Source organism: Labrenzia sp. 011, from assembly GCF_003075075.1.
Classification (GTDB): domain Bacteria; phylum Pseudomonadota; class Alphaproteobacteria; order Rhizobiales; family Stappiaceae; genus Roseibium.
In genome coordinates this window covers 53,822-78,153 of the sequence record NZ_QCYM01000013.1, presented here as the reverse complement: position 1 = coordinate 78,153, position 24,332 = coordinate 53,822, and the positions used below count along the sequence as shown (strand labels likewise).

At 60.6% G+C, this 24,332-nt stretch carries 27 protein-coding genes, 1 tRNA gene and 1 riboswitch; of the genes, 8 read left to right on the top strand and 20 right to left on the bottom strand.

Annotated elements, in window-relative coordinates; translation table 11 throughout:
* Nucleotides 1-34 precede the first annotated feature (34 nt).
* The 7 genes from DCO57_RS14770 to DCO57_RS14740 all read right to left on the bottom strand — a co-directional run bounded on the left by DCO57_RS14770 (nt 35) and on the right by DCO57_RS14740 (nt 4,444).
* Nucleotides 35-1,207 (bottom strand): isovaleryl-CoA dehydrogenase, encoded by a 1,173-nt coding sequence (locus DCO57_RS14770; RefSeq protein ID WP_116699673.1) that lies wholly within the window; start codon nt 1,205-1,207, stop codon nt 35-37.
* A 27-nt stretch (nt 1,208-1,234) separates the two neighbouring features.
* Nucleotides 1,235-1,681 carry a GNAT family N-acetyltransferase gene (locus DCO57_RS14765; RefSeq protein ID WP_116699672.1) on the bottom strand — a complete coding sequence of 149 codons (447 nt, stop codon included), beginning with the start codon at nt 1,679-1,681 and terminating at the stop codon, nt 1,235-1,237.
* A 3-nt stretch (nt 1,682-1,684) separates the two neighbouring features.
* Nucleotides 1,685-2,128, bottom strand: a complete 444-nt coding sequence (locus tag DCO57_RS14760) for a PaaI family thioesterase (RefSeq protein ID WP_116699671.1) — start codon at nt 2,126-2,128, stop codon at nt 1,685-1,687.
* Nucleotides 2,128-2,529: a MerR family DNA-binding transcriptional regulator gene (locus tag DCO57_RS14755; protein ID WP_116699670.1), complete on the bottom strand. Its 402-nt coding sequence runs from the start codon at nt 2,527-2,529 to the stop codon at nt 2,128-2,130. The genes DCO57_RS14760 and DCO57_RS14755 overlap by 1 nt, the downstream gene beginning before the upstream one ends.
* Before the next feature lie 88 nt (nt 2,530-2,617).
* Entirely contained in the window at nt 2,618-3,331 is a 714-nt protein-coding gene (locus tag DCO57_RS14750) for a GH25 family lysozyme (RefSeq protein WP_116699669.1), read from the bottom strand.
* A gap of 58 nt (nt 3,332-3,389) precedes the next feature.
* Complete coding sequence (locus DCO57_RS14745; protein WP_116699668.1) at nt 3,390-3,815, bottom strand: VOC family protein; 426 nt, start codon at nt 3,813-3,815, stop codon at nt 3,390-3,392.
* A gap of 203 nt (nt 3,816-4,018) precedes the next feature.
* Entirely contained in the window at nt 4,019-4,444 is a 426-nt protein-coding gene (locus DCO57_RS14740) for an organic hydroperoxide resistance protein (protein WP_116699667.1), read from the bottom strand.
* Nucleotides 4,445-4,593: 149 nt separating this feature from the next.
* Between DCO57_RS14740 and DCO57_RS24070 the strand changes: the two genes are divergently transcribed.
* Entirely contained in the window at nt 4,594-5,283 is a 690-nt protein-coding gene (locus tag DCO57_RS24070; protein WP_116699666.1) for a MarR family transcriptional regulator, read from the top strand.
* 36 nt (nt 5,284-5,319) lie between these two features.
* On the opposite strand, the gene mgtE is transcribed toward DCO57_RS24070, so the two are convergent.
* From mgtE to DCO57_RS14710, 5 genes are all read right to left on the bottom strand, one after another.
* Nucleotides 5,320-6,735, bottom strand: coding sequence for a magnesium transporter (mgtE, locus tag DCO57_RS14730; RefSeq protein WP_116699665.1), 1,416 nt, complete (start codon nt 6,733-6,735; stop codon nt 5,320-5,322).
* 245 nt (nt 6,736-6,980) lie between these two features.
* Nucleotides 6,981-7,313 carry a YARHG domain-containing protein gene (locus DCO57_RS14725; RefSeq protein ID WP_133192685.1) on the bottom strand — a complete coding sequence of 111 codons (333 nt, stop codon included), beginning with the start codon at nt 7,311-7,313 and terminating at the stop codon, nt 6,981-6,983.
* A gap of 53 nt (nt 7,314-7,366) precedes the next feature.
* Nucleotides 7,367-7,936 (bottom strand): hypothetical protein, encoded by a 570-nt coding sequence (locus DCO57_RS14720; RefSeq protein ID WP_116699663.1) that lies wholly within the window; start codon nt 7,934-7,936, stop codon nt 7,367-7,369.
* Nucleotides 7,937-8,134: 198 nt separating this feature from the next.
* A tRNA-Leu gene (locus tag DCO57_RS14715) sits at nt 8,135-8,221 on the bottom strand.
* A gap of 121 nt (nt 8,222-8,342) precedes the next feature.
* A complete protein-coding gene (locus DCO57_RS14710) occupies nt 8,343-8,609 on the bottom strand; it encodes a FliM/FliN family flagellar motor switch protein (RefSeq protein ID WP_116699662.1) in 267 nt (88 codons plus the stop codon).
* Between the two features lie 95 nt (nt 8,610-8,704).
* On the opposite strand from DCO57_RS14710, the gene lipB reads away from it, so the two are divergent.
* A complete protein-coding gene (lipB, locus tag DCO57_RS14705) occupies nt 8,705-9,421 on the top strand; it encodes a lipoyl(octanoyl) transferase LipB (RefSeq protein WP_116699661.1) in 717 nt (238 codons plus the stop codon).
* Here lipB and DCO57_RS14700 read toward each other — a convergent pair.
* From DCO57_RS14700 to DCO57_RS14670, 7 genes are all read right to left on the bottom strand, one after another.
* Entirely contained in the window at nt 9,406-10,299 is an 894-nt protein-coding gene (locus DCO57_RS14700) for an NAD(P)-dependent oxidoreductase (protein WP_116699660.1), read from the bottom strand. The genes lipB and DCO57_RS14700 overlap by 16 nt on opposite strands.
* A complete protein-coding gene (locus tag DCO57_RS14695; RefSeq protein WP_116699659.1) occupies nt 10,300-11,166 on the bottom strand; it encodes a glycosyltransferase in 867 nt (288 codons plus the stop codon). It abuts the gene before it with no gap.
* Between the two features lie 6 nt (nt 11,167-11,172).
* The gene (locus tag DCO57_RS14690; RefSeq protein WP_116699658.1) at nt 11,173-12,393 is read right to left on the bottom strand and encodes an NAD-dependent epimerase/dehydratase family protein; all 1,221 of its coding nucleotides are present in this window, start codon (nt 12,391-12,393) and stop codon (nt 11,173-11,175) included.
* A 236-nt stretch (nt 12,394-12,629) separates the two neighbouring features.
* On the bottom strand, nt 12,630-12,917 hold the full coding sequence (locus DCO57_RS14685) for an acylphosphatase (protein ID WP_116699657.1): 288 nt from the start codon (nt 12,915-12,917) through the stop codon (nt 12,630-12,632).
* Between the two features lie 297 nt (nt 12,918-13,214).
* Nucleotides 13,215-14,129 carry a DMT family transporter gene (locus DCO57_RS14680; protein ID WP_116699731.1) on the bottom strand — a complete coding sequence of 305 codons (915 nt, stop codon included), beginning with the start codon at nt 14,127-14,129 and terminating at the stop codon, nt 13,215-13,217.
* A gap of 79 nt (nt 14,130-14,208) precedes the next feature.
* Nucleotides 14,209-14,391: riboswitch (FMN riboswitch) on the bottom strand.
* Nucleotides 14,392-14,468: 77 nt separating this feature from the next.
* Nucleotides 14,469-15,122 (bottom strand): HAD family hydrolase, encoded by a 654-nt coding sequence (locus DCO57_RS14675; RefSeq protein WP_116699730.1) that lies wholly within the window; start codon nt 15,120-15,122, stop codon nt 14,469-14,471.
* Between the two features lie 136 nt (nt 15,123-15,258).
* Entirely contained in the window at nt 15,259-17,271 is a 2,013-nt protein-coding gene (locus DCO57_RS14670) for an acetyl/propionyl/methylcrotonyl-CoA carboxylase subunit alpha (protein WP_116699656.1), read from the bottom strand.
* Nucleotides 17,272-17,493: 222 nt separating this feature from the next.
* On the opposite strand from DCO57_RS14670, the gene DCO57_RS14665 reads away from it, so the two are divergent.
* Together DCO57_RS14665 and DCO57_RS14660 are read left to right on the top strand one after the other, a co-directional pair.
* Nucleotides 17,494-17,970: a hypothetical protein gene (locus DCO57_RS14665; protein ID WP_116699655.1), complete on the top strand. Its 477-nt coding sequence runs from the start codon at nt 17,494-17,496 to the stop codon at nt 17,968-17,970.
* Between the two features lie 256 nt (nt 17,971-18,226).
* Nucleotides 18,227-18,541 (top strand): hypothetical protein, encoded by a 315-nt coding sequence (locus DCO57_RS14660; protein ID WP_116699654.1) that lies wholly within the window; start codon nt 18,227-18,229, stop codon nt 18,539-18,541.
* A gap of 3 nt (nt 18,542-18,544) precedes the next feature.
* On the opposite strand, the gene DCO57_RS14655 is transcribed toward DCO57_RS14660, so the two are convergent.
* Nucleotides 18,545-20,077, bottom strand: coding sequence for an acyl-CoA carboxylase subunit beta (locus DCO57_RS14655; protein ID WP_116699653.1), 1,533 nt, complete (start codon nt 20,075-20,077; stop codon nt 18,545-18,547).
* 311 nt (nt 20,078-20,388) lie between these two features.
* Here DCO57_RS14655 and DCO57_RS14650 point away from each other — a divergent pair, with 311 nt between their 5' ends.
* From DCO57_RS14650 to DCO57_RS14635, 4 genes are all read left to right on the top strand, one after another.
* A complete protein-coding gene (locus tag DCO57_RS14650; RefSeq protein ID WP_116699652.1) occupies nt 20,389-21,339 on the top strand; it encodes an OmpA family protein in 951 nt (316 codons plus the stop codon).
* Nucleotides 21,340-21,658: 319 nt separating this feature from the next.
* A complete protein-coding gene (locus DCO57_RS14645) occupies nt 21,659-21,856 on the top strand; it encodes a hypothetical protein (RefSeq protein ID WP_116699651.1) in 198 nt (65 codons plus the stop codon).
* A 65-nt stretch (nt 21,857-21,921) separates the two neighbouring features.
* The gene (locus tag DCO57_RS14640) at nt 21,922-23,346 is read left to right on the top strand and encodes a circularly permuted type 2 ATP-grasp protein (RefSeq protein WP_116699650.1); all 1,425 of its coding nucleotides are present in this window, start codon (nt 21,922-21,924) and stop codon (nt 23,344-23,346) included.
* A 7-nt stretch (nt 23,347-23,353) separates the two neighbouring features.
* Nucleotides 23,354-24,304, top strand: a complete 951-nt coding sequence (locus DCO57_RS14635) for an alpha-E domain-containing protein (RefSeq protein ID WP_116699649.1) — start codon at nt 23,354-23,356, stop codon at nt 24,302-24,304.
* The last annotated feature ends 28 nt before the right edge of the window (nt 24,305-24,332 follow it).

The following is a 24,332-nucleotide window of genomic DNA, read 5'->3' as shown; positions in this document are numbered from 1 at the left end:
GGATCAATCCCCGCCCGGCAATTCCGCCGGAACCTCAGGCGGTCTTGTTGAAGATCTCCCGCCCGATCAGCATGCGCCGGATTTCGGAGGTGCCCGCGCCGATCTCGTAGAGCTTGGCATCGCGCAGCAGGCGGCCGGTCGGATATTCGTTGATGTAGCCGTTGCCGCCGAGGAGCTGGATGGCATCCAGGGCGATCTTCGTGGCGTTTTCCGCCGCATACAAAATGGCGCCGGCCGCGTCCTCTCGGGTCGTTTCCCCACGATCGCACGCTTTTGCGACCGCATAGACGTAGGCCTTGGTGGCGTTCATGGTGACATACATGTCGGCGACCTTGCCCTGCACCAGCTGAAAGGTGCCGATCGCCTGGCCGAACTGCTCGCGCTCGTGGATATAGGGAACGACGACATCCATCGCCGCCTGCATGATGCCGACCGCGCCCGCCGCCAGAACGGCCCGTTCGTAGTCGAGGCCGGACATCAGCACATTGACGCCCTTGCCGACCGAACCGAGCACGTTTTCCTCCGGCACTTCACAGTCGCGGAAGACCAGCTCGCCGGTTTCGGACCCGCGCATGCCGAGCTTGTCGAGTTTCTGGGCAACGGAAAAGCCCGGAAAATCCTTCTCGACAAGAAAGGCCGTTATGCCCTTGGGCCCCGCATCCGGATCGGTCTTGGCATAGATGATCATCGTGTCGGCGGACGGTCCGTTGGTGATCCACATCTTGGAGCCGTTCAGGATGTAGCGGTCTCCCTTTTTCTCGGCCCGCAGTTTCATGGAAACCACGTCCGAACCGGCCCCCGTTTCCGACATGGCCAGGGCGCCCAGGTGCTCCCCTGTCACCAGTTTCCCCAGATAGCGTTTCTTCTGCTCGTCACTGCCCCAGCGGCGCAGCTGATTGACGCACAGGTTGGAATGGGCGCCGTAGCTGAGCCCGATGGACGCAGAGGCCCGGCTGACCTCCTCCATGGCGATGCAATGTTCCAGATAGCCAAGGCCGGAGCCGCCCCAGTCTTCCTCGACCGTAATGCCGTGGAGGCCGAGTTCCCCCATTTCCGGCCAGAGTTCGCGCGGGAACCAGTCCTCGCGGTCGATCTTCTCGGCCAGCGGCGCGATGCGGTCCTGGCTGTAGGAGCGTACGGTGTCGCGCAGCATGTCTGCGGTTTCGCCGAGATCGAAATTAAAGCCCGGAAAATCATTGCGGATCATTTTGGTTTCCTCCCAAAGCTCCTGAAATCAGGAGCGCTCATATCGTACAAAGTCGCTCAGGACACCGACCCGGTCATAAAGTTTCCGGGCGGCCTCGTTGTGGTGATGCGTGTGCCAGTAGACGGCGCCGTCGGTTCCGGCCCTGGCGTCGGCGGCCGCATAAACGGCTTCGATCAGTGCGCGTCCCGCTCCGGACCCACGGCCTGTTTCGCTGACGAACAGATCCTCCAGATAGCAGGTCGACCCCGTCGACCACGTGCTGTCATGGAAAAGATAGTGAACTAAACCGACAAGGCTCTCCTCCCTGACAGCCACAAGGGCCTCATGGCCATTCGGCGAGAGCAGCCGTTCGAACAGGTCGTCGGAGACACCCGCAGGCAGATCCTGGCGGTAGAAGTCGAGATAGGCATTCCAGAGGGTCTGCCAGGCTGGCCGGTCTTCCCGCCGAAGTGCCCGTATGAGGGTACCACCCATGGTTCAGTCCTTTACCCCGGCCACGCTCATCAGCGTGAACAATCCGGTCGCCACATGCACCTGAACGCCCTCGTCAAGACCGTAGACATCGGCTTTCGCGATGGTCAGCGTACGGCCGGGTTTCACCACCCTGCCGCGCGCCAGCAGCACCTTCTGACCGGCCGGATTGAGAAGGTTGATCTTGTATTCACTCGTCAGGACGCCGAAACCGGGCGCGAAAAGCGACAGGGCGGCATAACCGGCAGCGGAATCGGCAATCGAGGAGGTCACCCCGGCATGGAAATAGCCGTGCTGCTGGGTCAGATCTGCGCGCATGTTCAGCTCAAGATCCACCACCCCCGGCGACAGGTGAACCAGTTCCGCGCCCAGGCTGGTCATGAAGGCCTGCGCCGCGAAGCTGGTGCGGACACGGCTTTCCCAGTCCGGATCTCTCGGTGTGAATTCCATCAGACCTTTTCCCGCGACAGACCGGCCTCAAGTTCGGAGATGCGCGTGCGCGCGCCGGATTCCACTTCGTCGAGTTCCAGCAAGGTCAGCTCGATGTCCCGCTGCTTTTCCAGAAGCTCCTCGCGCCGCGCTGAAATCCTGTCGAGCAACAGCCGCAACTGCCCGGTTTCTCCCGGGTCGCTGGCATACATCTCGATGATCTCCCGGATATCGTTCAGGGAAAAACCGAGGCGTTTGCCGCGCAGGATCAGCTTGATCCGCGTCCGGTCGCCGTGGGTATAAAGACGCTGACGCCCGCGACGGGTCGGAGACACCAGTCCCTGCGCCTCGTAGAAGCGCAATGTGCGGGTGGTGATGTCGAATTCCTGCGTCAGCTGGGTGATCGTAAAATAGCGTTGCATGCCCAACCCTTCCTGATCGGGGCACAATTCAGGCTTTTTACGTTAAAGTCAATATGTTGATTTTTGATATTAAATTACAGTCAGTTATCTATCTTGACCTAAGCTTGTCAAGGCTCATGTCCCTGTTCAGCACATTGAGGTCCACAGTCCCCGAAATTCCTTTCACCGTGCCCCGGTCGTGATACTGCCAGCCGGTCCACTCATCGGCATAATCGGGGGAATGCCAGACCGAGCGGGCCCAGAGACCCCGGTTCAGCCCACTGTCCTTGAGATAGGCGAAATAGAAGTCCCGGGGCGAATAGAAGATGATCCGCTTGCCGCTTGCCTGCTCCACCAGAGCCGTAAAGTCGCTGATCTCGCGCAGCACCTCTTCAACGGCCGGCCGGCGCGCGCAATTGCCGGTGAATTCGAGATCCACCATCGGCGCCAGCATGTCCTGATCCCGCGGAAGAACAGAGAGAAAATTTTCCGCCTGCTTTCGTCCCGGCTGGCACAGGCTGAAATAATGATAGGCACCACGGGCAAGACCCGCAGCGCCCGCACCGGCCCAGTTCCGGGCAAAGGCACCGTCCTTGAAGTCCGCGCCCTCGCTGGCCTTCATGTAGACGAAGGTGACGTCATCCGCCGCAACCAGGCTCCAGTCGATCTCTCCCTGATGATGGGACACATCGATGCCACGAAGCGGATAGTCGTCCCGGTCAGGTTCCCAGTTCATGAAAAAATACGCTGCTCCGGCAACCGAAATCACCACGCCGACCGCTATGTAGAACAGCGTCCGCAATCCCGCCTGCAACAAATTCATACCATCGCACCCGTACAGTCCCCGAATTTTCCTGAATTTGCCCTCAAGCGGTTAAAATTCAGGATAGAAAGTTCGGCCAGAGCGGCGCAACTGCCAGTTCCAGGACATTTCGGTCCGGATCGTTGAAATAAAGACTGCACCCGCCGGCCGGCCAGGTCACCTCGCTGATGATCGCGACACCCTTTGCCGCCAGATACTCGCGCCAGGGCTGAAGCTGGTTCGCGGAAATCCTGAACGCGAAGTGACTGTGACCGGTGGTATCGTGGCCGGGAACCGTTCCACCGCCGGTTTCGACATCCTCTCCCGTATGCCCGCGATGAAAAACCAGCAGGGTCTGCGCAGGCCCGGCATCATAGGCGTGAAGGCGCTCGCCCGCGACCATGCGCTCGAGCCCCAGGATGCCGGAATAAAAGGCATGCGCGGCCTCCATGTCATCGACATAGACGGCCGTTTCCAGAATGCCGTCGATCCGCGGTGCATGCATTTCCTCAAAGCTCCCCGTAACGATGCGTGTCGGATTGTTCACCCTATCCGATCACGAACCAAGGGCGAACGACAAGCCGCCAGGGCAGCCCCTGACCGTATCAGGCGCCCCCGGCCAAAACGAATTCGCCCCGCAAAGTGCGGGGCGAATACAAACCAGAAGCAGGACTTGCCCCTCTCACATTGTCGTCACACCGGAAGGTGTCAGACCACGGTCAGCTTCACATCGACATTGTTGCGCGTGGCGTTGGAATACGGGCAGACCTGATGCGCCTTGGCGACAAGATCCTCCGCAACCGCCCTGTCGAGACCGGGCAGGGAAATCTCCAGAGCGATCTCCAGACCGAAACCGCCTTCCGAACGCGGCCCGATGCCGACGGTCGACGTGATCGAGGTATCGGTCGGAATGGCAACCTTTTCCTGGCCCCCGACAAATTTCAAAGCCCCGATGAAGCAGGCCGCGTAACCGGCGGCGAACAACTCTTCCGGGTTGTTGCCCTCTCCCCCGGCGCCGCCGAGTTCCTTCGGCGTCGCCAGCTTGACCTTGAAGGACCCGTTCAGGGTCTCCGCGGCGCCATCCCGCCCGCCGGTTGCTCGGGCTCTTGCCTGGTATTTTACATCGACAGTCATCGGGTCATTCCTTCATCTCATGGTGTATGAACAGGATCATTTACATCTTATAGGATTTAATCGCACACGATATTATTTCTGCAACATAATACACCCGAGAAAATGGTCAAGTGCTTGCGACCATATCGCGCACGATTTATAAGCGGGGAATGAACCAGACGACAGATCAGATGTCTCTTCTGGACGCGATAGGCTTTTCCGCGCCCGAGGAGACCGAAAAACCGAAAAAAGACAAACCGGCCAAGGCTGACCCCGACGGGAAAAAGCCGCGCAGGAAGGCCACGGCCAAAGGCAGCGCCAAGGCCGCCGCGAAGCAGGACCGAGCGCCTTCGCCGGACTTCGGTCCGCCCCAGGAGCCCGATCCGCAAAGCCCGACGCCGGAGCCTTCCGATGCCGCTCACGAGCGTCTGCAGCTCGACCGGTTCCTTTGCTTCGCCCTCTATTCCGCCAACCATGCCATGAACGGTGTCTACAAGCCCCTCCTGAGAGAGATCGGCCTCACCTATCCGCAATATCTGGCGATGACCGTGCTCTGGGAGACCAACAATGTTCCGGTCGGCACCATCACGTCGAAGCTGCAGCTCGACACCAACACCCTGACACCGCTGCTCAAGCGTCTTGAAACGATGGAGCTGGTCACACGCACCCGCAACCCGAAGGACGAGCGTCAGGTCATCCTCAAGCTCACCCGCAAGGGCCGCGCATTGCAGAAAAAGACCGAGCGGTTCAGCAGCTGTATCCTGTCGTCCACCGGACTGGCGTTCGAAGAGGCCATGGCGCTTCAGGACAGGATCATGAAACTGCGTGACAATCTGCGGAAAGCCGAAACAGGGTCATGAACCGGGTCCTTCGCCCCGTGGCGAAGGACGGATCCGTCACAGCGGCAGGCCGAACCAGAGCGCTGCGATGCCGAGAAAGGCGAAGAAGCCGACCACGTCGGTGACCGTCGTCACGAAGACGCTCGAGGCGATCGCCGGATCCACATGGAGCCGGTCGAGCGCGATCGGGATCAGCAGGCCGGAAATACCGGCAAAGAGCATGTTGACGATGATCGACCCGCCGATCACCACGCCCAGGCCGGGATTGCCGAACCACATCCAGGAGGTCACCCCGATCAGGATGGCCAGCGCGACACCGTTAAGCGCACTCACCAGGATTTCGCGGTTCAGCACCCGCATCATGTTGCGGGTCCCCAGCTCCTGGGTCGCGATCCCGCGAACGGCAACAGTCATCGTCTGCGTGCCCGCGTTTCCCCCCATCGACGCCACGATCGGCATCAGGACCGCAAGCGCGACCATCGCCTCGATGGTTTCCTCGAAGAGAGCAATCACGACGGATGCCAGGATCGCCGTGCCCAGATTGACCACGAGCCAGGCGAAGCGCGAGCGCGCGATGGTCATGACCGTATCGGAAATTTCCTCGTCGCCGACCCCGGCCAGCGCGCGCAGGTCCTCTTCCGCCTCTTCCTGAATGACATCGACGATGTCATCCACGGTCAGCACACCGACCAGGCGCTCATTCTCGTCGACCACGGCGGAGGAAACCAGATTGTAGCGCTCGAAGCGGCGCGCCACCTCTTCCTGGTCTTCCGTCGCCAGCACCGCCTGCCGGGTTTCCTCCATGATGGAGGTGACCTTTTCGTCCCGCTTGGTCCGCAGGATCTTGTTCAGATGTACCGATCCGAGCAGCTTGAAAGCGGGATCGACAACATAAATCTCGTAGAAACTGTCCGGCAGATCGCGCGCTTCGCGCATGTAGTCGATCGTCTGGCCGACCGTCCAGAACTGTGCCACGGCGATGAATTCGCTCTGCATGCGCCGGCCGGCGCTTTCTTCCGGATAATCCAGCGCCTTCTGCAGCTGCGCCCGGTCCGCATAGGACAGCTCGCCCAGAATCGCGGCCTGGTCGTCTTCGTCCATATCCTCCAGGATGTAGACGGCATCATCGGAATCGAGTTCGCCGAGACCTTCCGCGATGGCTTCCGTCGGCAGGTCTTCCAGAACCTGCAGGCGGATGGCCTCGTCCATCTCGGTCAGGGCGGTATAGTCGAAATCCTCGCCCAGGAGCCGGATGAAGGCAGCCCGTTCCTCCGGATTGATGGTCTCCAGAAGGTCCCCGGTGTCCGCCTCATGCAGGTTTGCGGCCAGCGCCCTCAGGCCGGACGGGTCATTCGCCCGGATGGCGGTCTCGACCGCCGCAATGAAGTCCGGGTTGAGATGACCCTCTTCATCGCGCACCGGGATCGCCGGTTCGGGAGAGGCTGCAACATCAAGTTCGGCTGCTTCACTCATCCGGCACTCCCCTTCCTTGCGCGTTGATCTTCACCGGTAAACAGGTCCCGGCATCCCGGCACCAGAACTAGCCTCTGGCAGGCCAAAGCGCCACAGGAAAAGCGGTTCCGGTCCACAAGACTTGCAATGGAAATTGCGTGCGAGGGGCGCCCCGCGCCTGGCGATTGCCGGCGCACGAAAACAGATGCCTGCAGCAGGTGGCGTTCAAGCGGTTACCAGAATCGGAAAGAGGCCCGAGACAGGGTCTAGAACCCTGCGCATCCCTTGTCTCTGGCAGCGCTTCGCAGCTGCTGCAGATAGGCGCGCGCCTTTGCGGACAGGATGGTCTCATCGGAAGAAATGCAGCGCTTTGCCCGCCGGAAGGCCCGCCGCGCCCGTTCACTCTGAAGACACACCCTGCCCTCGGCCAGAACCTGCTGCTCGATATACCAGAGCTGCTGGCAGGTCATGCCGGGAAAGTTGGCCGGGTTCGTGGACTGCGACAGGGCCAGCGCCGGAAAAGCCGTCAGCACGACAGTCAGCCCCGCGCCCGCAAGGCACAATGTCCGCCGCCTGTATCTGTGTCCGAATGGTTTCATGGACCTGTCTGACCGGAGTGAACGATTTTCATGTTGTGCGATGGGAAGACCGATTAGTCAGACACACATTCCGGCGGGCCCATGTCCATGGTCCAGTCGCCCACCGCCGGCGTTTTCAGTGATGTCCTGAAGCTCTTGCCGTCCAGGATGCCCTTGCCGGTCAGAAGATTGACGTCACACTGCCCGGAGTTGTCCGGATCGAGGGTATCGTAATGGGAATAGGTGTATCCGGCGATCACGAACCTGCCGCCGCGATAGGCAATGGTCAGGACCTGCTCCCAGCGGTCCCGGCCGATGGCTGAGTTTTCGGAATAGAGCTTCAGCGAGCCATGTTCTGTCGCCTCGAGCCAGGGCTCCTGCCCGTACGACCCGCCGCGCCAGACGATGTCACGGGCATGGACGGTCTGCTCCCAGCCGTTGCCCGCATCGGTGTAGATAAACAGGTCGGCCCCCTCTTCCGTTTCGGCGAGAACCGCCCGGAAGCGGTTGATGTCGCCGTCAACCGGAACAGTTGCCGATCCGGCCACCGACTGCGCCGCAATCATGGCGTCCTGGGCGAGTGCAGCGCCCGAAATCAGGAGGGAGAAAACACAACCGGCAAGAACTGACTGGGGTTTGAACACCTGATACTTTCTCCGCAATACGCGTGGCCGGACCCGATCCGGCGGCCGCCTCATGATGCTCAGGTAACCACAGACCGGCTGATCGGAAAAGCTGCTTCCGACACATGCGACAATCGCGAGCATGGCCCGCATGCAACCCCGAGAATCAAAAAGGCCACCCGAAGGTGGCCTTTTGAAGCAACTGAGTTGCCGTTCGAATGGTGCGGTCGAGAAGACTCGAACTTCCACGGGTTTTACCCCACAGCGACCTCAACGCTGCGCGTCTACCAATTCCGCCACGACCGCATATTCGATTGTTCCCGGCGCCTGTCAGCGTCGAGGCGCCCCGTGTAGCAAAAGGATTTTGGGGGCGCAAGAGCCGAATTTGCAATAATGCACAGGCACATGCTTTTTCTTCGCCCGGCCGTTACAGCGGGCCTTCGGTGCGCATCGGGCGGATTTCCGGCGGACGCAACAGAACCTCGGTGACGGAGATTCCGATCCGCTCGCCCAGCAGCACCACCTGCCCCTTGGCGACAAGCGTGTTGTTGGCGTAGATTTTCACGTCGTCATCTTCGGAAACATCAAGATCGATCACCGCGCCGCGGCCCATGCGCAGCAGCTGGTGAATAGGCATTTCGGATTCGCCCAGCACCACGGAAATGTCGACATTGATCTCATCAAAGGTGGTCATCACAGGCCGAAATCCTTAAATAAGGCGGAAACCGCCAGCCCTGACCATACCACGGCATGGCAAGCCGACTCAAAAAACAAAGAAGTGTCATCCACATGTCACCTGCCGATCGGGACACCCTGAACATAAGTTTTCTGCCGGAACCGGGGTCTCAACCGGTCGAATGGCGCATTTCCGACGCCCCGGTCGATTATGAGACCGCTCTTGCGGAAATGGACGAGCGGGTCGGAAGAATCATCGCCGGCGACGCGCCCGAGCAGGTCTGGTTGCTGGAGCACCCGCCGCTCTACACGGCAGGCACGAGCGCCAGCGACGCCGATCTCGTCGCACCGGGCAGGTTTCCGGTCCACCGCACCGGACGCGGCGGACAGCACACCTATCACGGCCCCGGCCAGCGGGTTGCCTATGTCATGCTGGATCTGAAGCGGCGCCAACAGGACGTGCGCGCCTTCGTTTCGGCCCTGGAAGCCTGGCTGATCAACGCGCTTTGGCACTATCACATCCGTGGCGAGCGCCGGGAGGACCGGGTCGGCGTATGGGTCCGGCGGCCGGATCGCGGAGCCGATGTGGAAGACAAGATCGCCGCGATCGGCATTCGCTTGCGCAAATGGGTGACCTTTCACGGCATCAGCTTCAACGTGGAACCGGAGCTGGAACATTTTTCCGGCATCGTTCCCTGCGGCGTGAGCGACCACGGCGTCACCAGCCTCGTGGATCTCGGCATTCCGGTGACGATGGCCGAAAACGACACTGTCCTGCGCGCGGAATTCGAGAAGATTTTCGGGCCGGTCGCGACCTATGCCGAAGCCTGAAGCTCCGCGCAGCAGGTCTGGAGAAAGTCCGTCAGACGCTCCTGCCCGCCCGGCCGCCACCCGAGCGCCTCGAGTTTCGCCGTATCCATGACCCCGGGCTGGGACGTTGCCGGCTTAGGCGGCGTTCCGGCACATCCGCACAGGTCCTTGAGCTCAGCCAGCAGGTCGTGGCGGTCGATCACCAGATCGGAGACGTTGAACACCTCGAAATGCGCCAGTAGGACCGCCTGCCAGACGCCTTCGTCCAGAACGAGGGCAACCGCGCGCGCGAGATCCTCTCCGTGCACTTCGCTCGCCTTGCGGGAGGCGACCGCTTCCCCGCAGGCAAAGGCCCGGAAGAGATCGCTCCACTTGTGGCCCGCACGCTCCGGAACACGCCCGTAGATGCCGGTTGCCCGCAGCACGGCACCCCGGAAGGTCGGACCGGTCATGTCCTCCAGCATCGCCTCGCCTGCCACCTTGACCTGACCGTACAGCGTGTCGGGTGCCGGCCTGTCGGTTTCCGTCAACAGCTCGCCTTGCCGATGGTCGCCGTAAACCGCGCGGCTCGACAGGAAAACCGCCTGCCTGCAGCCTGCATCCCGCGCCGCGCTGAACAGCGCCCGGGTTCCCTCGCCGTTCAGGCGCCGGAAGCGGTCCGGGTCGTTGCCCTCTCCTCCCCGGAACTTTCCCGGTTCATGCGCCAGCGCACAGTGGACCAGCGCATCCGCCGACGGCAGATCCGGGGCTGTATCGGCAAGGTCATGGGGACAGAATGCCGTCTGCCAGCCCTGCAGAGGCCGTCGACCCAGAACGGTAACCTGATGCCCCTCGTCCAGCATCCGCCGGGTGACGAAACGGCCGACCGTACCGCCCGCCCCTGTTATCAGGACATGCATTCAGCAGACCCGCTTGTCCGCTGGCGCCACCGGGCCGGGAAGCTCCGACAGATCGTCCGGTATCTGCTCGCCGGTGGCAAAGGCCTGCCAGAGATCGATCAGCGGTCCCAACCGGTGCGATTTATCATGACCATCCTGCCAGGGTTTTTCATACTGGTAGTGCAGCACATGGATCTGGCTCCAGTCCCAGAGATCCGGCAGGTTGAACCAGACATATTGCAGCATGTTGTAAAAGACCGGCAGCCCGTGCCAGTCGGGGAAAAAGCTCTCCAGAAAACTCTGGTCGGTGCGCCGCCAGAAGGCGTCCGGCCGGTCCAGCCGGTCCAGCATGACATCGAAAGTCGCAGCGTCGGGGCGAGCCGTGAAGACGCCGCTGTTCATGCGGTGAAAATCGGCCAGGCTTTCATAGACATTCGGCGCCGCGCAGAATTCCGGATATCCGAAGAGCTTGTCGCAATTTTTCAGAACGAGGGCGTCCGCATCAATGAACACGACCTTCTCGTATTCGGAGAGCTGCCAGAGACGCAGTTTCACGAAATTGTCCAGCGGCGTGTGAAACACCGGCTTGCCGCCCTTGGTGAACGGGGCCGCCGCATGCAGGCGACCGCGTTCGTGGCGTTCGTTGAAGCCGGCGGAAGTCGGCAGCCGGTCGCAACGGCCGAGCCGCGGTCCGAACGGCTTCAGGATCGCCAGATCCTGCTCATCGACACCCGGCGTGTAGAGAACAACGAGATCCGCGCCGGTGCCTGAGCGCAGGAGCGAGCGCAGAAGCGCGCTGGCGCCCAGAACGTAATCCCGATTGGTCACCAGCGTCACATAGGCGAATGCGCTGGCCGGGGGCCTGTCGAACTCGGGGGTGTCGCTCATGAGTCTTCAGGAGACCGACTTGAGCCGCGGATGCTCCGGATCGCGCTCGATCTCTTCCGCGATCTCCTTGGTCCAGGCGGATACCGCCGGCACCCGGCTGCGGTCGACCCGGTAGGCGAATGTCCTGGCCACATCCACCACTTCGCTCAGGAGACCATCCTTCAGGGTTGTCGGATCGAGCCCGAGCTCCAGGAACTGCCGGTTTTCGACCACCAGATCGTTTTCGGGCGCTTCCTTGCGCGGGTTCGGCAAATAGGCGATCTTCGCCCCGGTCAATCCCGAGATCAGTTCCGCCAGATCGCGCACCCTGTGGGTTTCCGTCATCTGGTTGAACACCTTGACCCGGTCGCCCTTTTCCGGCGGATTTTCCAGTGCAAGCTCGATGCAGCGCACCGAATCCTGAATGTGGATGAAGGCGCGTGTCTGGCCGCCGGTTCCATGCACCGTGAGCGGATAACCGATTGCCGCCTGAATGAGGAAGCGGTTGAGAACCGTTCCGTAGTCGCCATCATAGTCGAAGCGGTTGATCAGCTGTTCGTGACGGCGGGTCTGCTGCGTGTGTGTGCCCCAGACAATCCCCTGATGCAGATCGGTGACCCTGAGACCGTCATTCTTCGCGTAGAACTGGAACAGGAGCTGATCCAGGCATTTGGTCATGTGATAGATCGAGCCCGGATTTGCCGGATAGAGAATTTCCTGCGCCGCCTTGTCACCATTCAGTGTCTCGACATCGACACTCAGATAGCCTTCCGGAATGGCGGCGCCGACGCTGGAATATCCGTAGACCCCCATCGTGCCCAGATGGACCAGATGCGCGTCCAGACCGAGCTCCACCATGGCGTTCAGCAGATGATGAGTGGCGTTGACGTTGTTGTTGACGGTGTAGTTCTTGTGCTGGTCCGATTTCATCGAATAGGGCGCGGCGCGCTGCTCGGCGAAATGAATGATCGCATCCGGCCGGTTTTCCGCCAGCCAGCCTTTGAAAATCTCGTAATCCCGGGCGATGTCGATCAGGTGGAACCGGATCGTGTTTCCCGTTTCCTGTTTCCAGATCCGCGTGCGTTCCTGAATGGAATCCATCGGCGTCAGCGACTGCACCCCGAGCTCGGCATCGATCCATCGGCGGCTGAGATTGTCGATGATGTGAACTTCGTGGCCTTTGTCGGACAGGTGCAGGGAGGTTGGCCAACCGACAAAACCGTCGCCACCGAGAATCGCAATCTTCACCAGAATTCTCCTTGAATTACGCTGCGGATGACAGATGAAACAGCCTGGATTGTTCCATGTGTCAGAACAGAATATTGCGATAATTCAATGACAACACAACAGCAGAACAAGGCAATTGTTACACAAAAGGCAGCCGGAACCCGCAAATTCTGCGCAGCTTGACGGCCGGCCATTTCAACAACTCGGGAATTTCCCGCCCGGATGCGCGATGCTCAGCATCGGGAAAATCTCCAGCCTCATGCCGACTCCCGGACCGCGAAGGCCCCGCTTGCAGGTTCGGCCGCCTCGAGATCCCTGATCAGGCTCACCCGGGCAAAAGGCGGGCCGTGCCAGAGCGCATCCAGCATGTCGACCACCGAATCGGACGGGCCGGTAAACACCGCCTCCACTGCCCCGCCAGTCACGTTCCGGACCCAGCCGGAAAGATCGCGCGCCGCCGCTTCATCCGCGCACCAGGCGCGATAGCCGACCCCCTGCACGCGACCTTCAATCGCCACGTGAACGGTCAATGGATCTGTTGTCATCGCGATCTCCTGTCACGGATCGCCGAAGCGAAAGCTATAAGCATGACCACAGGGTACAGCCTCATGAATGTGGATGAAACGGCTTGAGGCCTGTGGCACGGCATCTGGAGCGTGTCGCGTTTGAACGGTTTCATGGCTTCAGGAAGACGCCCGAGGCAGCCTCTGCATCGCATATGCCTTCGGGCCATTTCCTGAATTCAATTCAACGCGACATGCACCGGAATGCGAAAGTGCCGGAAATGCGGTTGCTTTTCAAATCTTTCCGCGGCGGGCGGCCGGCATTCCCGCAGGGCTCCCTCAGGCCTTGCCGGCGGCCGCCGACTGGCGAGCCGCCCGTTTCTGTTCGTCCAGCATCACCAGAAGCGACGCTCCGACGATGACCAGCGCCCCCGGCCAGAAGGCGCCGGAGGGAGCGAATCCGAAAGCCAGGAAGCCGACGGCGATGTTCAGCGGCAATTTCAGATGATCGAACGGCTGCACGAAGGCCGCATCGGCCTTCTGGTAGGCAAGGGTCAGCAGATAATTGGCGATCACCGTCAGAACACCGGCTCCGACGAGCAGCCAGAAGGCTTCGCCGGACGGCACGATGCCCCCTTCGCCCAGCGCCAGCAGAGCGTTCACCGGTGTCAGCAGCAGCAGCAGATAGACAGTGATGGAATCGGCATTTTCGGTTTCGCTGAGCTTCTTGGTGACCAGCGAGGTTCCCGCCCAGAAGGCCGCCGCGGCCACCGGCAGCATCGCCCCCCAGGCGAAGCCCTCGTTCCAGGGCTCCAGAATGACCATGCCGCCCGAGAACCCGGCTACGGTCGCAAGCCAGCGCACCGCGCCCACACGCTCCCCGAAGAAGAGTTTCGCACCGATGATGACAAAGAAGGGTGAGGTCATCACCAGCGCGATGGCCTGCCAGATCTCCACCCGCGCCAGACCGGCCACCCACATCTGGATGCCGATCACCGCAAGCACTGCGCGCAACAGGTGCCAGCCGATCTGTCTGGTTTTCAATGACGACGGCCCGCGCCTCAGCACCCATGGCAAGGCCACCAGAAGGCCCAGCGCATATTGCCAGAAGGCGGCGGAGGTGGACGACACACCCAACTGCATGGTGGCGGCCTGAAGGGCACCGTTGACAAGCGCGAAGGACGCCCCTGCTCCGATCATGGCCAGAGCGGCCTGCAAGGGTCTTTGCGATGATTTCGACAAGGCAGCGATCATGGCCCGATTCCGTTCCAGTTGCACATCCAGAACAGTCTCAAAAGACTCTGCGCCTGCCATCCCGTTGCCGGGGCCGCAGCCAAGTTCTCTCTCATCCGGACTTTCGGGCGCCCTCCTTCGTGAAGGATTGCACCTCAACCGTCGGCTCCGGCCTCTCACCGGATCTGCTGACCCATGCCCCCCGAAAGGTTTCTGGCGCTCGCGGGCTCCAGGTTTCCCTGATACCGCCGGTGGGGAATTTCACCCCGCCCCGAGAACTGCTCTCACAATATTTTCAGTATCGCTGAAAATGCTGAAATGCAATTCCAAATTCAAGGGGCCATTTCCGGCCGCATCGGTTCAGCCGGCAATCAGCCGGCGCGAAATCTCTTCAGGTTCCTCGACAATCAGCATCGGGTTTTCCATTTCCAGCTCTTCGCGGCTGCCATAGCCCCACAACACCCCGATACCGGCGACGCCGTTGGCGTTGGCGCCGATCAGGTCATGCTTGCGGTCGCCGATCATCACGGCCTGCGCGGCGCCGACCGCCTCCTGCTCAAGGATATGGGCAATCAGGTCCGACTTGGCCGAGCGCGTACCGTCGAGCTCGGATCCATACACCTTGCCGAAATAGGACATCAGTCCGAAATGCTCGACGATCCGTCGCGCATAGACATGCGGCTTGGAGGTACACACATGCAGGCAATACCCTGCGGCGGTCAGCCGGGCGAGCGTTTCCGGAATGCCCTCGATCAGCGCATTCTCGAAAAGGCCGGTGACCGTGTAGCGTTCCCTGTAGAAGGCGACGGCCTGAGCCAGTCGCGATTGATCGTCGGTCCCCAGCAACACCCGGAAGCTTTCAGGCAGAGGCGGACCGATGCACCAGCGCAGCTCTTCGGCTGCAGGTACCGGCGCTCCCATCTTCTCCAGCGCGTAGCGGATCGAACGGGTGATGCCCTCGAAGGGATCGGTCAGGGTGCCGTCCAGATCGAACAGCAGGGTCGTGAACGCCATCATGGCTCCTGGAAAAGGCTCGGGGGCATGCCGATGCGACGTCAGGACGATCCGACCAGCGCGAACGGCCCGCAGCGGGAAACTGCAGGCCGTTGCCATATCTTTTCCGTCGTCTGCCTGTCAATGAAGGCAGGGGTCAGGAAAACTCCATGATCACCGCGTCCACGGCCAGACTGTCGCCGGCCTCGGCCTTGATGGCCGTGACGGTGCAGTCCCGTTCGGCCCGCAGCACATTTTCCATCTTCATGGCTTCCACAACGGCAAGCTGCTCGCCGGCCTTGACCTCCTGGCCTTCGGAAACCGCGATGGAGACCACAAGGCCCGGCATCGGGCAAAGCAGCATTTTCGAGGTGTCCGGCGGAACCATTTCCGGCATCAGCTGATCCAGCTCCGCAACGCGCGGCGTCATCACCTTGGCGACCACCGAAAATCCCTGCCAGTCGAGACGGTACCCGCCGGTCACGGGACGCACCTGAACGGTCACCGGCCGCGCGCCGACCTTGCCCGACCAGAGCGGATCGCCCGGCGCCCAGTCGGCTTCCACCGTCGTCACGGGACCGTCGCCGATCGCCACATCCAGTTCGACCGGCGTTCCGGGATAACCGGCCGCCAGGCGGATCGGCACATAGGTCTTGTCCAGCTTGACAACCCAGTCTTCCCGCAGGGCGCCGGAATGCGGCCGCAGGCGCCCGGGAAGATGATCCAGCCGCTCCCTTTCAAGAGCCCCCATGGAAAGCGCCACTGCGGCAAGCACCGAATAGGCGGCCGCATCCGGAACGGCAGGGAAGAAGCCGTCCGGGTATTCGTCGGCGATGAAACTGGTCGACAATTGTCCGGAGCGCCAGCGCGGATGGTTCATCAGCGCGGTGAGGAACGGCACATTGTGCTGGATCCCATCCACGTAAAACGCATCGAGCGCCGAACTCATGGCATCGACCGCCTCTTCCCGGGTCGGCGCATGGGTCACCAGCTTGGCGATCATCGGATCGTAGAACATCGAGATCTCCGATCCCTCGACAACGCCGGTGTCATTGCGGATCGTCAGGCCGTCGCCGGACATTTCCTCCGGCGGGCGGTAACGCACAAGACGGCCGATCGACGGCAGGAAGCTGCGGTAGGGATCCTCCGCATAGATGCGGCTTTCAACGGACCAGCCGTTCAGTTTCACATCCTGCTGCGCCAGGGCGAGCTTTTCCCCGGCGGCCACGCGGATCATCTGCTCCACCAGATCGACGCCGGTTATCAGTTCCGTGACCGGGTGCTCGACCTGCAGGCGGGTGTTCATTTCCAGGAAGAAGAAGCTCTTGTCCTGTCCGGCAACGAATTCGACCGTCCCGGCGCTGTCATAATCGACGGCCTGGGCCAGGGCCACGGCCTGTTCGCCCATCTTCCGGCGGGTCTCCTCGTCCAGAAGCGGCGACGGGGCTTCCTCGATGACCTTCTGGTTGCGCCGCTGGATCGAACATTCCCGCTCGCCCAGATAGATCGCGTTGCCGTGTTTGTCGCCAAGCACCTGAATTTCGATGTGCCGGGGATTTTCGATGAATTTTTCGATGAACACCCGGTCGTCGCCGAAAGAGGATGCCGCCTCGGATTTCGAGCGGACATAGCCATCGCGCGTTTCTTCCGCATTCCAGGCAATCCGCATGCCCTTGCCGCCACCACCGGCGGAGGCCTTGATCATCACCGGATAGCCGATGTCCTCGGCAATCCTGACCGCATGGTCAGGAGAGTCGATCTCCCCGAGAAAGCCGGGAACCGTGCTGACGTTTGCCGCATTGGCGAATTTCTTGGACTCGATCTTGTCGCCCATTGCCTTGATGGCACGCGGGTGCGGGCCGATCCAGACAATCCCCTCCCTGGCGAGAGCCTCCGGGAAACTGGCCCGCTCGGACAGGAAACCGTAGCCGGGATGCACGGCCTCCGCCCCGGTTTCCTTGCAGGCGGCGATGATCTTCTCAGGCACGAGATAGGATTCCGCCGCCGCGGCCGGGCCGATATGCACCGCCTCGTCGGCCATCTCGACATGAAGCGCGTCACGGTCGGCATCGGAATAGACCGCCACCGTCCTGATACCCATCCGGCGTGCGGTCTTGATGACCCGGCAGGCGATTTCACCGCGGTTGGCGATAAGAATTTTCGAGAACATGCGTTTCCACCCAGCTGGAGCGTTTTCAAAGTTGTAGGACGGAGGTTCCGGCTGCGCAACTTATCCAAAGGGCGAGACGTGATAATGCGGATAGGGCCGTTCACGCGCGCACGGCAAAGGTTTCCGACTTCGAACCCGGCAGGAAACGGAGTAAACCCCTTCGATTTTTATCTGATTATTAATAAATATATAGTTATAAATACCGAAGGAGATTATTTGAAGATGAAGAACATTGCTACAATTTCTCTTTTGGCAGCCAGTTTACTGTCCGGAATGGCGCAAGCTGCAACCGTGGAAAAGTGGAATAGCGGCGAGATCAACGGGTTCACCCGTTACTGGACAACGAATAATCAGGGGTCGAATTTCGTTGTCTGGTGTCATCCCGAACGCAACGTCAATGGAACGATTCTTCATATCCTGATCGACGGCTCGACACCGCCCCCCGACACCCGGGTCAAGCTGATCATGGACCAGGAAATCCTGGATTTGCCGGTCAACAAGCAGGGCTATATCGCCAGCGGCTGCGCGACCTGCGCCGACAGCTTCGATTATGTCTGGCACAAGCTCCGGTCCGCTCGCTCGCTGGCCGTCAAGTTCCAGGATGAGCGCTATGCCGGTTTTTCTCTGCGCGGTGCGCGGGAGATCATGCCGGGCCCCGTATGTCCGACCGACTGGGACAAGAGACACCCCGGGTCCTGAACGGACGGACTGCCAGATCAGCAACGGCCAGGATAGCCGGCAAGGCGCGGTGGAATTGCGGTCCGGCAAGTGGCTAGGGGCCGCTTTTCACCGGTCAAAACGGGCAGAATGTGGTTCCGATCACATTTTCGCCGCACCACCTGCCGCACACTCTCCATATTGCCAGATCAGGGGAACGATCCGACGGATCCGACTTTCGCAAGGCTTTGACCGGAAGTCGCCTTCCGGCCCGCCCCCGGAGCCAGGAGAGGCCAACATGCGCACAAGCCATCTATTCATCGCCGCACTCGCGCTGGCAGGGACCTGTCAGCCGGGCACCGCACAGCAACGTCCCGATCTTCGCACCATGACCTGCGCCCAGGCCCAGTCTCTGGTCCGCCAGCACGGCGCGGTGGTGTTCACCACCGGCCAGTACACCTATTCGATGTTTGTCTCGAACATCAGCTACTGCGACCGAAACCAGCAGCTCTTCGTCCAGTATGGTCCGACGCGCGACCATCCCAAATGCCCGGTTGCCTATGAGTGCAAGGAGCCCCTGTTTCCGCGCGGCGGCTTCAATCGCTGGGACTGACGCCTAAAGCGGAATGTTGTCGTGCTTCTTCCAAGGCATTTCCACCTTCTTCGAGCGCAGCAATGCCAGGGCACGGGCCACCCTGCGGCGGGTCGAATGCGGCCGAATCACGTCATCGATATAACCGCGCTCGGCGGCCACGAAGGGATTGGCGAAACGGTCCTCGTAGTCTTTCGTCCGCTTGGCGATCTTGTCCTTGTCGGCCAGTTCAGACCGGTACAGGATCTCAACGGCTCCCTTGGCCCCCATCACCGCGATTTCCGCGGTCGGCCAGGCATAGTTGATATCGCCGCGGATGTGCTTGGAACTCATCACGTCATAGGCGCCGCCATAGGCCTTGCGGGTGATGATCGTGATCTTCGGCACGGTTGCCTCCGCATAGGCGAACAGCAGCTTCGCTCCGTGCTTGATGAGCCCGCCGTACTCCTGAGCGGTGCCCGGCAGGAAGCCCGGCACATCCACGAAGGTGACGATCGGAATGCCGAAACAGTCGCAGAACCGCACGAACCGGGCGGCCTTGCGGCTCGCGTCCGAATCCAGAACGCCGGCAAGAACCATCGGCTGGTTGGCGATGATGCCCACGGTGCGGCCTTCCACCCGTCCGAAACCGGTGAGCATGTTCTTCGCGAAGCTTCCCTGGATTTCGAAGAAGTCGCCTTCATCGACCGTCTTCAGGACAAGCTCCTTCATGTCGTAGGGCTTGTTCGGATTGTCCGGAATAAGCGTATCGAGGCTCATGTCCATCCGCTCCGGATCGTCGAAATGGGTCAGTTCCGGCAGATCCGCCAGATTGTTCATCGGCAGGAAGTCGATCAGCCGGCGCATCTCCTGCAGGGCTTCCACGTCATTGTCGAAGGCGCCGTCCGTGATGGAGGACTTGGTCGTATGCACCGACGCGCCGCCCAGCTCTTCCGCCGTCACGGTCTCGTTGGTCACCGTCTTCACCACATCCGGCCCCGTGACGAACATGTAGGACGTGTCCCGCACCATGAAGATGAAGTCGGTCATGGCGGGCGAATAGACGTCACCGCCCGCGCACGGCCCCATGATCAGCGATATCTGCGGAATGACACCGGAGGCCAGCACATTGCGCTGAAACACTTCGCCATAGCCGCCCAGCGCCGCGACCCCCTCCTGGATGCGGGCACCGCCCGCATCGAACAGGCCGATGATCGGCGCGCGGTTCTGCAGGGCCATGTCCTGCAGCTTGGTGATCTTTTCCGCGTGGGTTTCGGAGAGCGATCCGCCGAAGACCGTAAAGTCCTTGGAAAACACATAGACCGTGCGGCCGTTGACCGTTCCCCAGCCCGTCACCACACCGTCGCCGGGGATATGCTGTTCTTCCATGCCGAAGTCGGTACAGCGGTGCTGCTTGAACATGTCGAACTCTTCGAACGAGCCTTCATCCAGCAGGATTTCAATGCGTTCGCGCGCAGTCAGCTTCCCTTTGGAATGCTGTGCGTCAATGCGGCGCTGTCCGCCGCCCAGCCGTGCCGTCGCCCGGCGCTCTTCCAATTCAGCCAGAACTTCTTTCATGCGGGACTCCCAAATCTAGCTTTCTGACGCCTAGCACGATCTTCCCACGAGAACATAGTCAGCACATGGGCTTATGGGAAAACTACGTTCGGTCCGGGAAGAACTCGAAGGTGACCTCCATCACATTCGTGGCGCTTTCATCCAGATCACGATCAAGATCCGCTTTGCCTTGCGTCAGTTCTGTCGTAGCGTCACTCCATTACGCACCATGCAATTTCCATTTGCACCAATTGATTTCATCAGGCCGTGCCGGCTGAGAGTCCCGAAAGGATCGGGTCAGGCAAAGGCCTCGTTCATGTCGGAGTAGCTTCATGCCCGGAACATTCGTGGTTGACCACTGTGAAGGCGCTGTCACGCTCGCCCGCCTGCAGTTTTTTGATGTCAGCCAGTCAAACCTCAAGGAGGAACACAAGAGCTGGCTCAGGAGGAACGTCGTTCCGCTCCTGAAAGGCAATGGCAGCATAAGCCTCGTGGGACTTTCCAGCAGAAGCGGAAAAGCCTCCTTCAACAAGGCCCTGTCAATGAAGCGGGCGGAGGCTGTCAGGATCTTTCTCGAGGAATGCCTGCAATCCAGTTTTCCATTTGATCTGGTCGATGGTCTCGGAGAATCCCTGGCAGAGGATATGGGGCAGGAAGACGGTGTCGAGGACGGCCAGTTTCGTGCCGTCATGATTTACGTGCACGCCATTCCGACGCCGCCCAACCCCAAGGTCATCAAGACACCGAAAAAAATGAAGCCCAAACCCAGGACGGCCTCGACATTGTGGGTCGGCATCGGGGAGAGCCACTCCGGTGATCTTGTCGCGCTCGGGCGCTACAACTGGAATGCGCGCCTTTACCGCGCCAGCGCGGATGATGGCGGATTTGTCGACTATGTGGATCTGATGGCTGAGGGCTGGAAGCTTGGCGGCGGACTTGGCGGCAGCGTCGGTGCGATCGTCGTGGTGGCCCATGGCGTCAAGTCAGCACACGAATTCAACAAGAAGGGCGAATGGTCCGACTGGGACCTGGATCTTGCTATTGGCGGCAAGCTTGGCGATGTCCTGAAAGGCATCAGAGGCATCGACAAAATTGTTACCACCATGGACAAATACGAAGAACTCAGCCATGCGGCGATCGAAATCACCAAGAACAAGGGGTTCGTGAAAAAGGGCCTCTATACGATTCCCATGCTGGGAGTTGGCACAGGGCTCCATGTCTGGACCGGGCGCAAATATGGCGATGTGTCCGTTATATCGGTCGGCAGAGCGAATATGAAATAAAGCGTGCGGCCTTCAGGCGAATTCATGACTTCAGGAAGACACCCGAGGCAGCGTTTGCATCGCAAATGCCTTCGGGCCATTTCCTGAAGTCAGTTCAACGCGGCATGCTTGTCTTGTGACTTTTCCGGCCAAACCGGCGACGTCAGCACCTGGCTCCTGTGGATCGGATCCAGGCGGGCCGGGCTGCCCATCGACTGTGCAGACCCTGGCTGCGGGCGTTCCCCCTGCCCGGCCGGAACAGCCTCTCCGGCATCGATCAGCACCGGCTAAGAGCTTCGGGTCGCTGCGAGATTCGCGCGTCGGCATGACATGTACCGGCATGATGCAAACAGGCGGCGGACCCACCGTATATCTGCCGATGCTCTTCCATGAAATGATCCTGCCGCCCCCGGAAAATGACATGATGACGGCATATGTCGACAGCGATAGCAGAATTGAAAAACACAATCAGAACAACAGTTTATCTGTGAAAATTCCGCAATTTGCCCAAATACAGGGCAGCACGCCGTCATATTGATCTTTGACACGGCATGAATTCTTGCGATGATTGCTCAAGAAGCATGCACCTGTGAAGGGGAGGCAATGGCGGAAGAACGTACTTTCTTCAACGAAATGCTCGATGACACTGGCGAGCCGCGACAGGCCTATGCCAGACTGGCCCAATGGCTGGAAGACAAACCCGCCAACTTCCTGACGAAAAAGAGTCGCGATGCGGAAATGATTTTCCGCAGGCTCGGCATCACCTTTGCCGTTTACGGAGCGCAGGATGCAGCCGAGCGGCTCATTCCCTTCGACCCGATCCCGCGCATCATTTCCGCATCTGAATGGCGTCGCCTGTCCGCCGGCATCGACCAGCGCGTCCGGGCCCTGAACGCCTTTCTGCATGATATCTACCACCGTCAGGAAATCCTGCGGGCCGGCAGGATCCCGGCCGACCTCATTCTCCAGAACGAGGCTTTCCTGCCGGAAATGGCCGGCTTCACACCGGCCCGCAAGGTCTATGCCCATATCATCGGCACCGATCTGGTCCGCGTTTCCGAGAACGAATTCTATGTCCTTGAGGACAACACCCGCACTCCGTCCGGGGTCTCCTACATGATGGAGAACCGGGAAACGATGATGCGGCTGTTCCCGGAGCTCTTCCAGAGCCACCGGGTCTCGCCGGTCGAGCAATATCCGGAGAACCTGCGCCAGACCCTGGAAAGCGTCGCGCCGGATCCGGCCAAGTCGAACCAGACCATCGTCGTCCTGACGCCCGGCATCTATAATTCAGCCTATTTCGAACACGCCTTCCTGGCTGATTCCATGGGGGTCGAACTGGTCGAGGGCCGGGATCTCTTCGTCGATTCCGGCAAGGTGTTCATGCGCACCACAAGGGCTCCCAAACAGGTGGACGTGATCTACAGACGCATAGACGACGCCTTCCTCGACCCCCTCACCTTCAATCCGGACAGCATGCTCGGCGTACCGGGCCTGTTCGACGCCTACAGGGCCGGGAGCGTCACCATCTGCAACGCTCCGGGCACGGGGATTGCCGACGACAAGGCCATCTACGCCTATGTTCCCGATATTATCGAGTTCTATACCGGTCAGAAGCCGATCCTGAACAATGTTCCGACCTGGAACTGTTCGCGTCCGGACGACCTTGCCTATGTGCTCGACAATCTGGAAGACATCGTCGTCAAGGAGGTCCACGGCTCCGGTGGCTACGGCATGCTGATCGGCCCGACGGCCTCGAAACGCGAAATCGCCGAATTCCGCCGCGTTCTTATGGCCAACCCGTCCAACTACATCGCCCAGCCGACCCTGGCGCTTTCGGCCTGCCCGACCCATGTCGCCTCCGGCGTCGCGCCGCGTCACGTGGATCTGCGGCCGTTTGTCCTGATCGGCGATCAGGTCCGTATCACGCCGGGCGGCCTGACCCGCGTGGCCCTGAAAAAAGGCTCCCTTGTCGTCAACTCCAGCCAGGGCGGCGGCACCAAGGACACCTGGGTACTTGAGGACTGAGAATTAGATGCTCGGAAGAACCGCCTCTTCGCTGTTTTGGATGTCGCGCTACCACGAGCGCGCCCAGAATGTGACCCGTCTTCTGGAAGTGGGCTTTCGCGGCGCGATCATATCCCATTCAGGTCAGGAGGACGGCACCCACTGGACCTTCGCACTGTCCTGTTCGGGATGCGAGAAAGGCTTCGCGCAGAAATACGACGAATTGAACCTGCGCAATGTCGCCGCCTTCATGATCTTCTCGAAGGACAATCCGGACAGCGTGCGCCATTGCCTGGAACTGGCCCGCAACAACGCAAGGGCCGTGCGCACCAGCATTACCGCAGAGCTCTGGGAAGCCATCAACACCACCTGGATCGAATTCAACGAAGTCAATCCGCAGACCATTACCCAGGAAAGGCTGCCCGACTTCCTGGCCTGGGTGAACCAGCGCGCCCATCTGTTCCGCGGTGCGCTGCTGAACACCGTTCTGCGCGATGACGGCTATTTCTTCAGCCAGATGGGGAATTTCGTCGAGCGGGCGGACAACACCGCCAGGATCCTCAACACACAATACTGGACGCTGCTGCCCGACAGCGACATCATCGAGGACGGTACGGCGGAACGCTACCAGTGGTCGGCGATCCTCAGGGCCCTGTCCGGGCGCAGAAGCTACCGTTACGCCTATCCGAATGCCCGCCTGAAGGCGTTCAACATCGCGGAATTCCTGATCCTGAGGACCGAGATGCCCCGCTCCCTCGCCCATTGCTACGACTGGATCACGGAAACGGCGGAGGATCTGGCCAAGTTCTACGGCTCCCGCGAACCGAGTCTCGACATGGCCGCCGAAATTTCCCGCGACTTGTCCGAAAAACAGATGCGCGAGATCTATCAGCAGGGACTGCACGAGTTTCTGACCGAATTCGTCGGGAGAAATAATCAGTTCGCACAACAACTCAGTGAAGACTACAATTTCGCCTGACCCCCGAACCAAGCTGACCCCCGGTGCC

Bases quoted from the DNA above. Each gene is read 5' to 3' on its own strand.
- DCO57_RS14770 (WP_116699673.1), bottom strand. From the start codon at position 1,207: ATGATCCGCAATGATTTTCCGGGCTTTAATTTCGATCTCGGCGAAACC.
- DCO57_RS14765 (WP_116699672.1), bottom strand. From the start codon at position 1,681: ATGGGTGGTACCCTCATACGGGCACTTCGGCGGGAAGACCGGCCAGCC.
- DCO57_RS14760 (WP_116699671.1), bottom strand. From the start codon at position 2,128: ATGGAATTCACACCGAGAGATCCGGACTGGGAAAGCCGTGTCCGCACC.
- DCO57_RS14755 (WP_116699670.1), bottom strand. From the start codon at position 2,529: ATGCAACGCTATTTTACGATCACCCAGCTGACGCAGGAATTCGACATC.
- DCO57_RS14750 (WP_116699669.1), bottom strand. From the start codon at position 3,331: ATGAATTTGTTGCAGGCGGGATTGCGGACGCTGTTCTACATAGCGGTC.
- DCO57_RS14745 (WP_116699668.1), bottom strand. From the start codon at position 3,815: ATGCATGCACCGCGGATCGACGGCATTCTGGAAACGGCCGTCTATGTC.
- DCO57_RS14740 (WP_116699667.1), bottom strand. From the start codon at position 4,444: ATGACTGTCGATGTAAAATACCAGGCAAGAGCCCGAGCAACCGGCGGG.
- DCO57_RS24070 (WP_116699666.1), top strand. From the start codon at position 4,594: ATGAACCAGACGACAGATCAGATGTCTCTTCTGGACGCGATAGGCTTT.
- mgtE (WP_116699665.1), bottom strand. From the start codon at position 6,735: ATGAGTGAAGCAGCCGAACTTGATGTTGCAGCCTCTCCCGAACCGGCG.
- DCO57_RS14725 (WP_133192685.1), bottom strand. From the start codon at position 7,313: ATGAAACCATTCGGACACAGATACAGGCGGCGGACATTGTGCCTTGCG.
- DCO57_RS14710 (WP_116699662.1), bottom strand. From the start codon at position 8,609: ATGACCACCTTTGATGAGATCAATGTCGACATTTCCGTGGTGCTGGGC.
- lipB (WP_116699661.1), top strand. From the start codon at position 8,705: ATGTCACCTGCCGATCGGGACACCCTGAACATAAGTTTTCTGCCGGAA.
- DCO57_RS14700 (WP_116699660.1), bottom strand. From the start codon at position 10,299: ATGCATGTCCTGATAACAGGGGCGGGCGGTACGGTCGGCCGTTTCGTC.
- DCO57_RS14695 (WP_116699659.1), bottom strand. From the start codon at position 11,166: ATGAGCGACACCCCCGAGTTCGACAGGCCCCCGGCCAGCGCATTCGCC.
- DCO57_RS14685 (WP_116699657.1), bottom strand. From the start codon at position 12,917: ATGACAACAGATCCATTGACCGTTCACGTGGCGATTGAAGGTCGCGTG.
- DCO57_RS14680 (WP_116699731.1), bottom strand. From the start codon at position 14,129: ATGATCGCTGCCTTGTCGAAATCATCGCAAAGACCCTTGCAGGCCGCT.
- DCO57_RS14675 (WP_116699730.1), bottom strand. From the start codon at position 15,122: ATGGCGTTCACGACCCTGCTGTTCGATCTGGACGGCACCCTGACCGAT.
- DCO57_RS14670 (WP_116699656.1), bottom strand. From the start codon at position 17,271: ATGTTCTCGAAAATTCTTATCGCCAACCGCGGTGAAATCGCCTGCCGG.
- DCO57_RS14665 (WP_116699655.1), top strand. From the start codon at position 17,494: ATGAAGAACATTGCTACAATTTCTCTTTTGGCAGCCAGTTTACTGTCC.
- DCO57_RS14660 (WP_116699654.1), top strand. From the start codon at position 18,227: ATGCGCACAAGCCATCTATTCATCGCCGCACTCGCGCTGGCAGGGACC.
- DCO57_RS14655 (WP_116699653.1), bottom strand. From the start codon at position 20,077: ATGAAAGAAGTTCTGGCTGAATTGGAAGAGCGCCGGGCGACGGCACGG.
- DCO57_RS14650 (WP_116699652.1), top strand. From the start codon at position 20,389: ATGCCCGGAACATTCGTGGTTGACCACTGTGAAGGCGCTGTCACGCTC.
- DCO57_RS14645 (WP_116699651.1), top strand. From the start codon at position 21,659: ATGATGCAAACAGGCGGCGGACCCACCGTATATCTGCCGATGCTCTTC.
- DCO57_RS14640 (WP_116699650.1), top strand. From the start codon at position 21,922: ATGGCGGAAGAACGTACTTTCTTCAACGAAATGCTCGATGACACTGGC.
- DCO57_RS14635 (WP_116699649.1), top strand. From the start codon at position 23,354: ATGCTCGGAAGAACCGCCTCTTCGCTGTTTTGGATGTCGCGCTACCAC.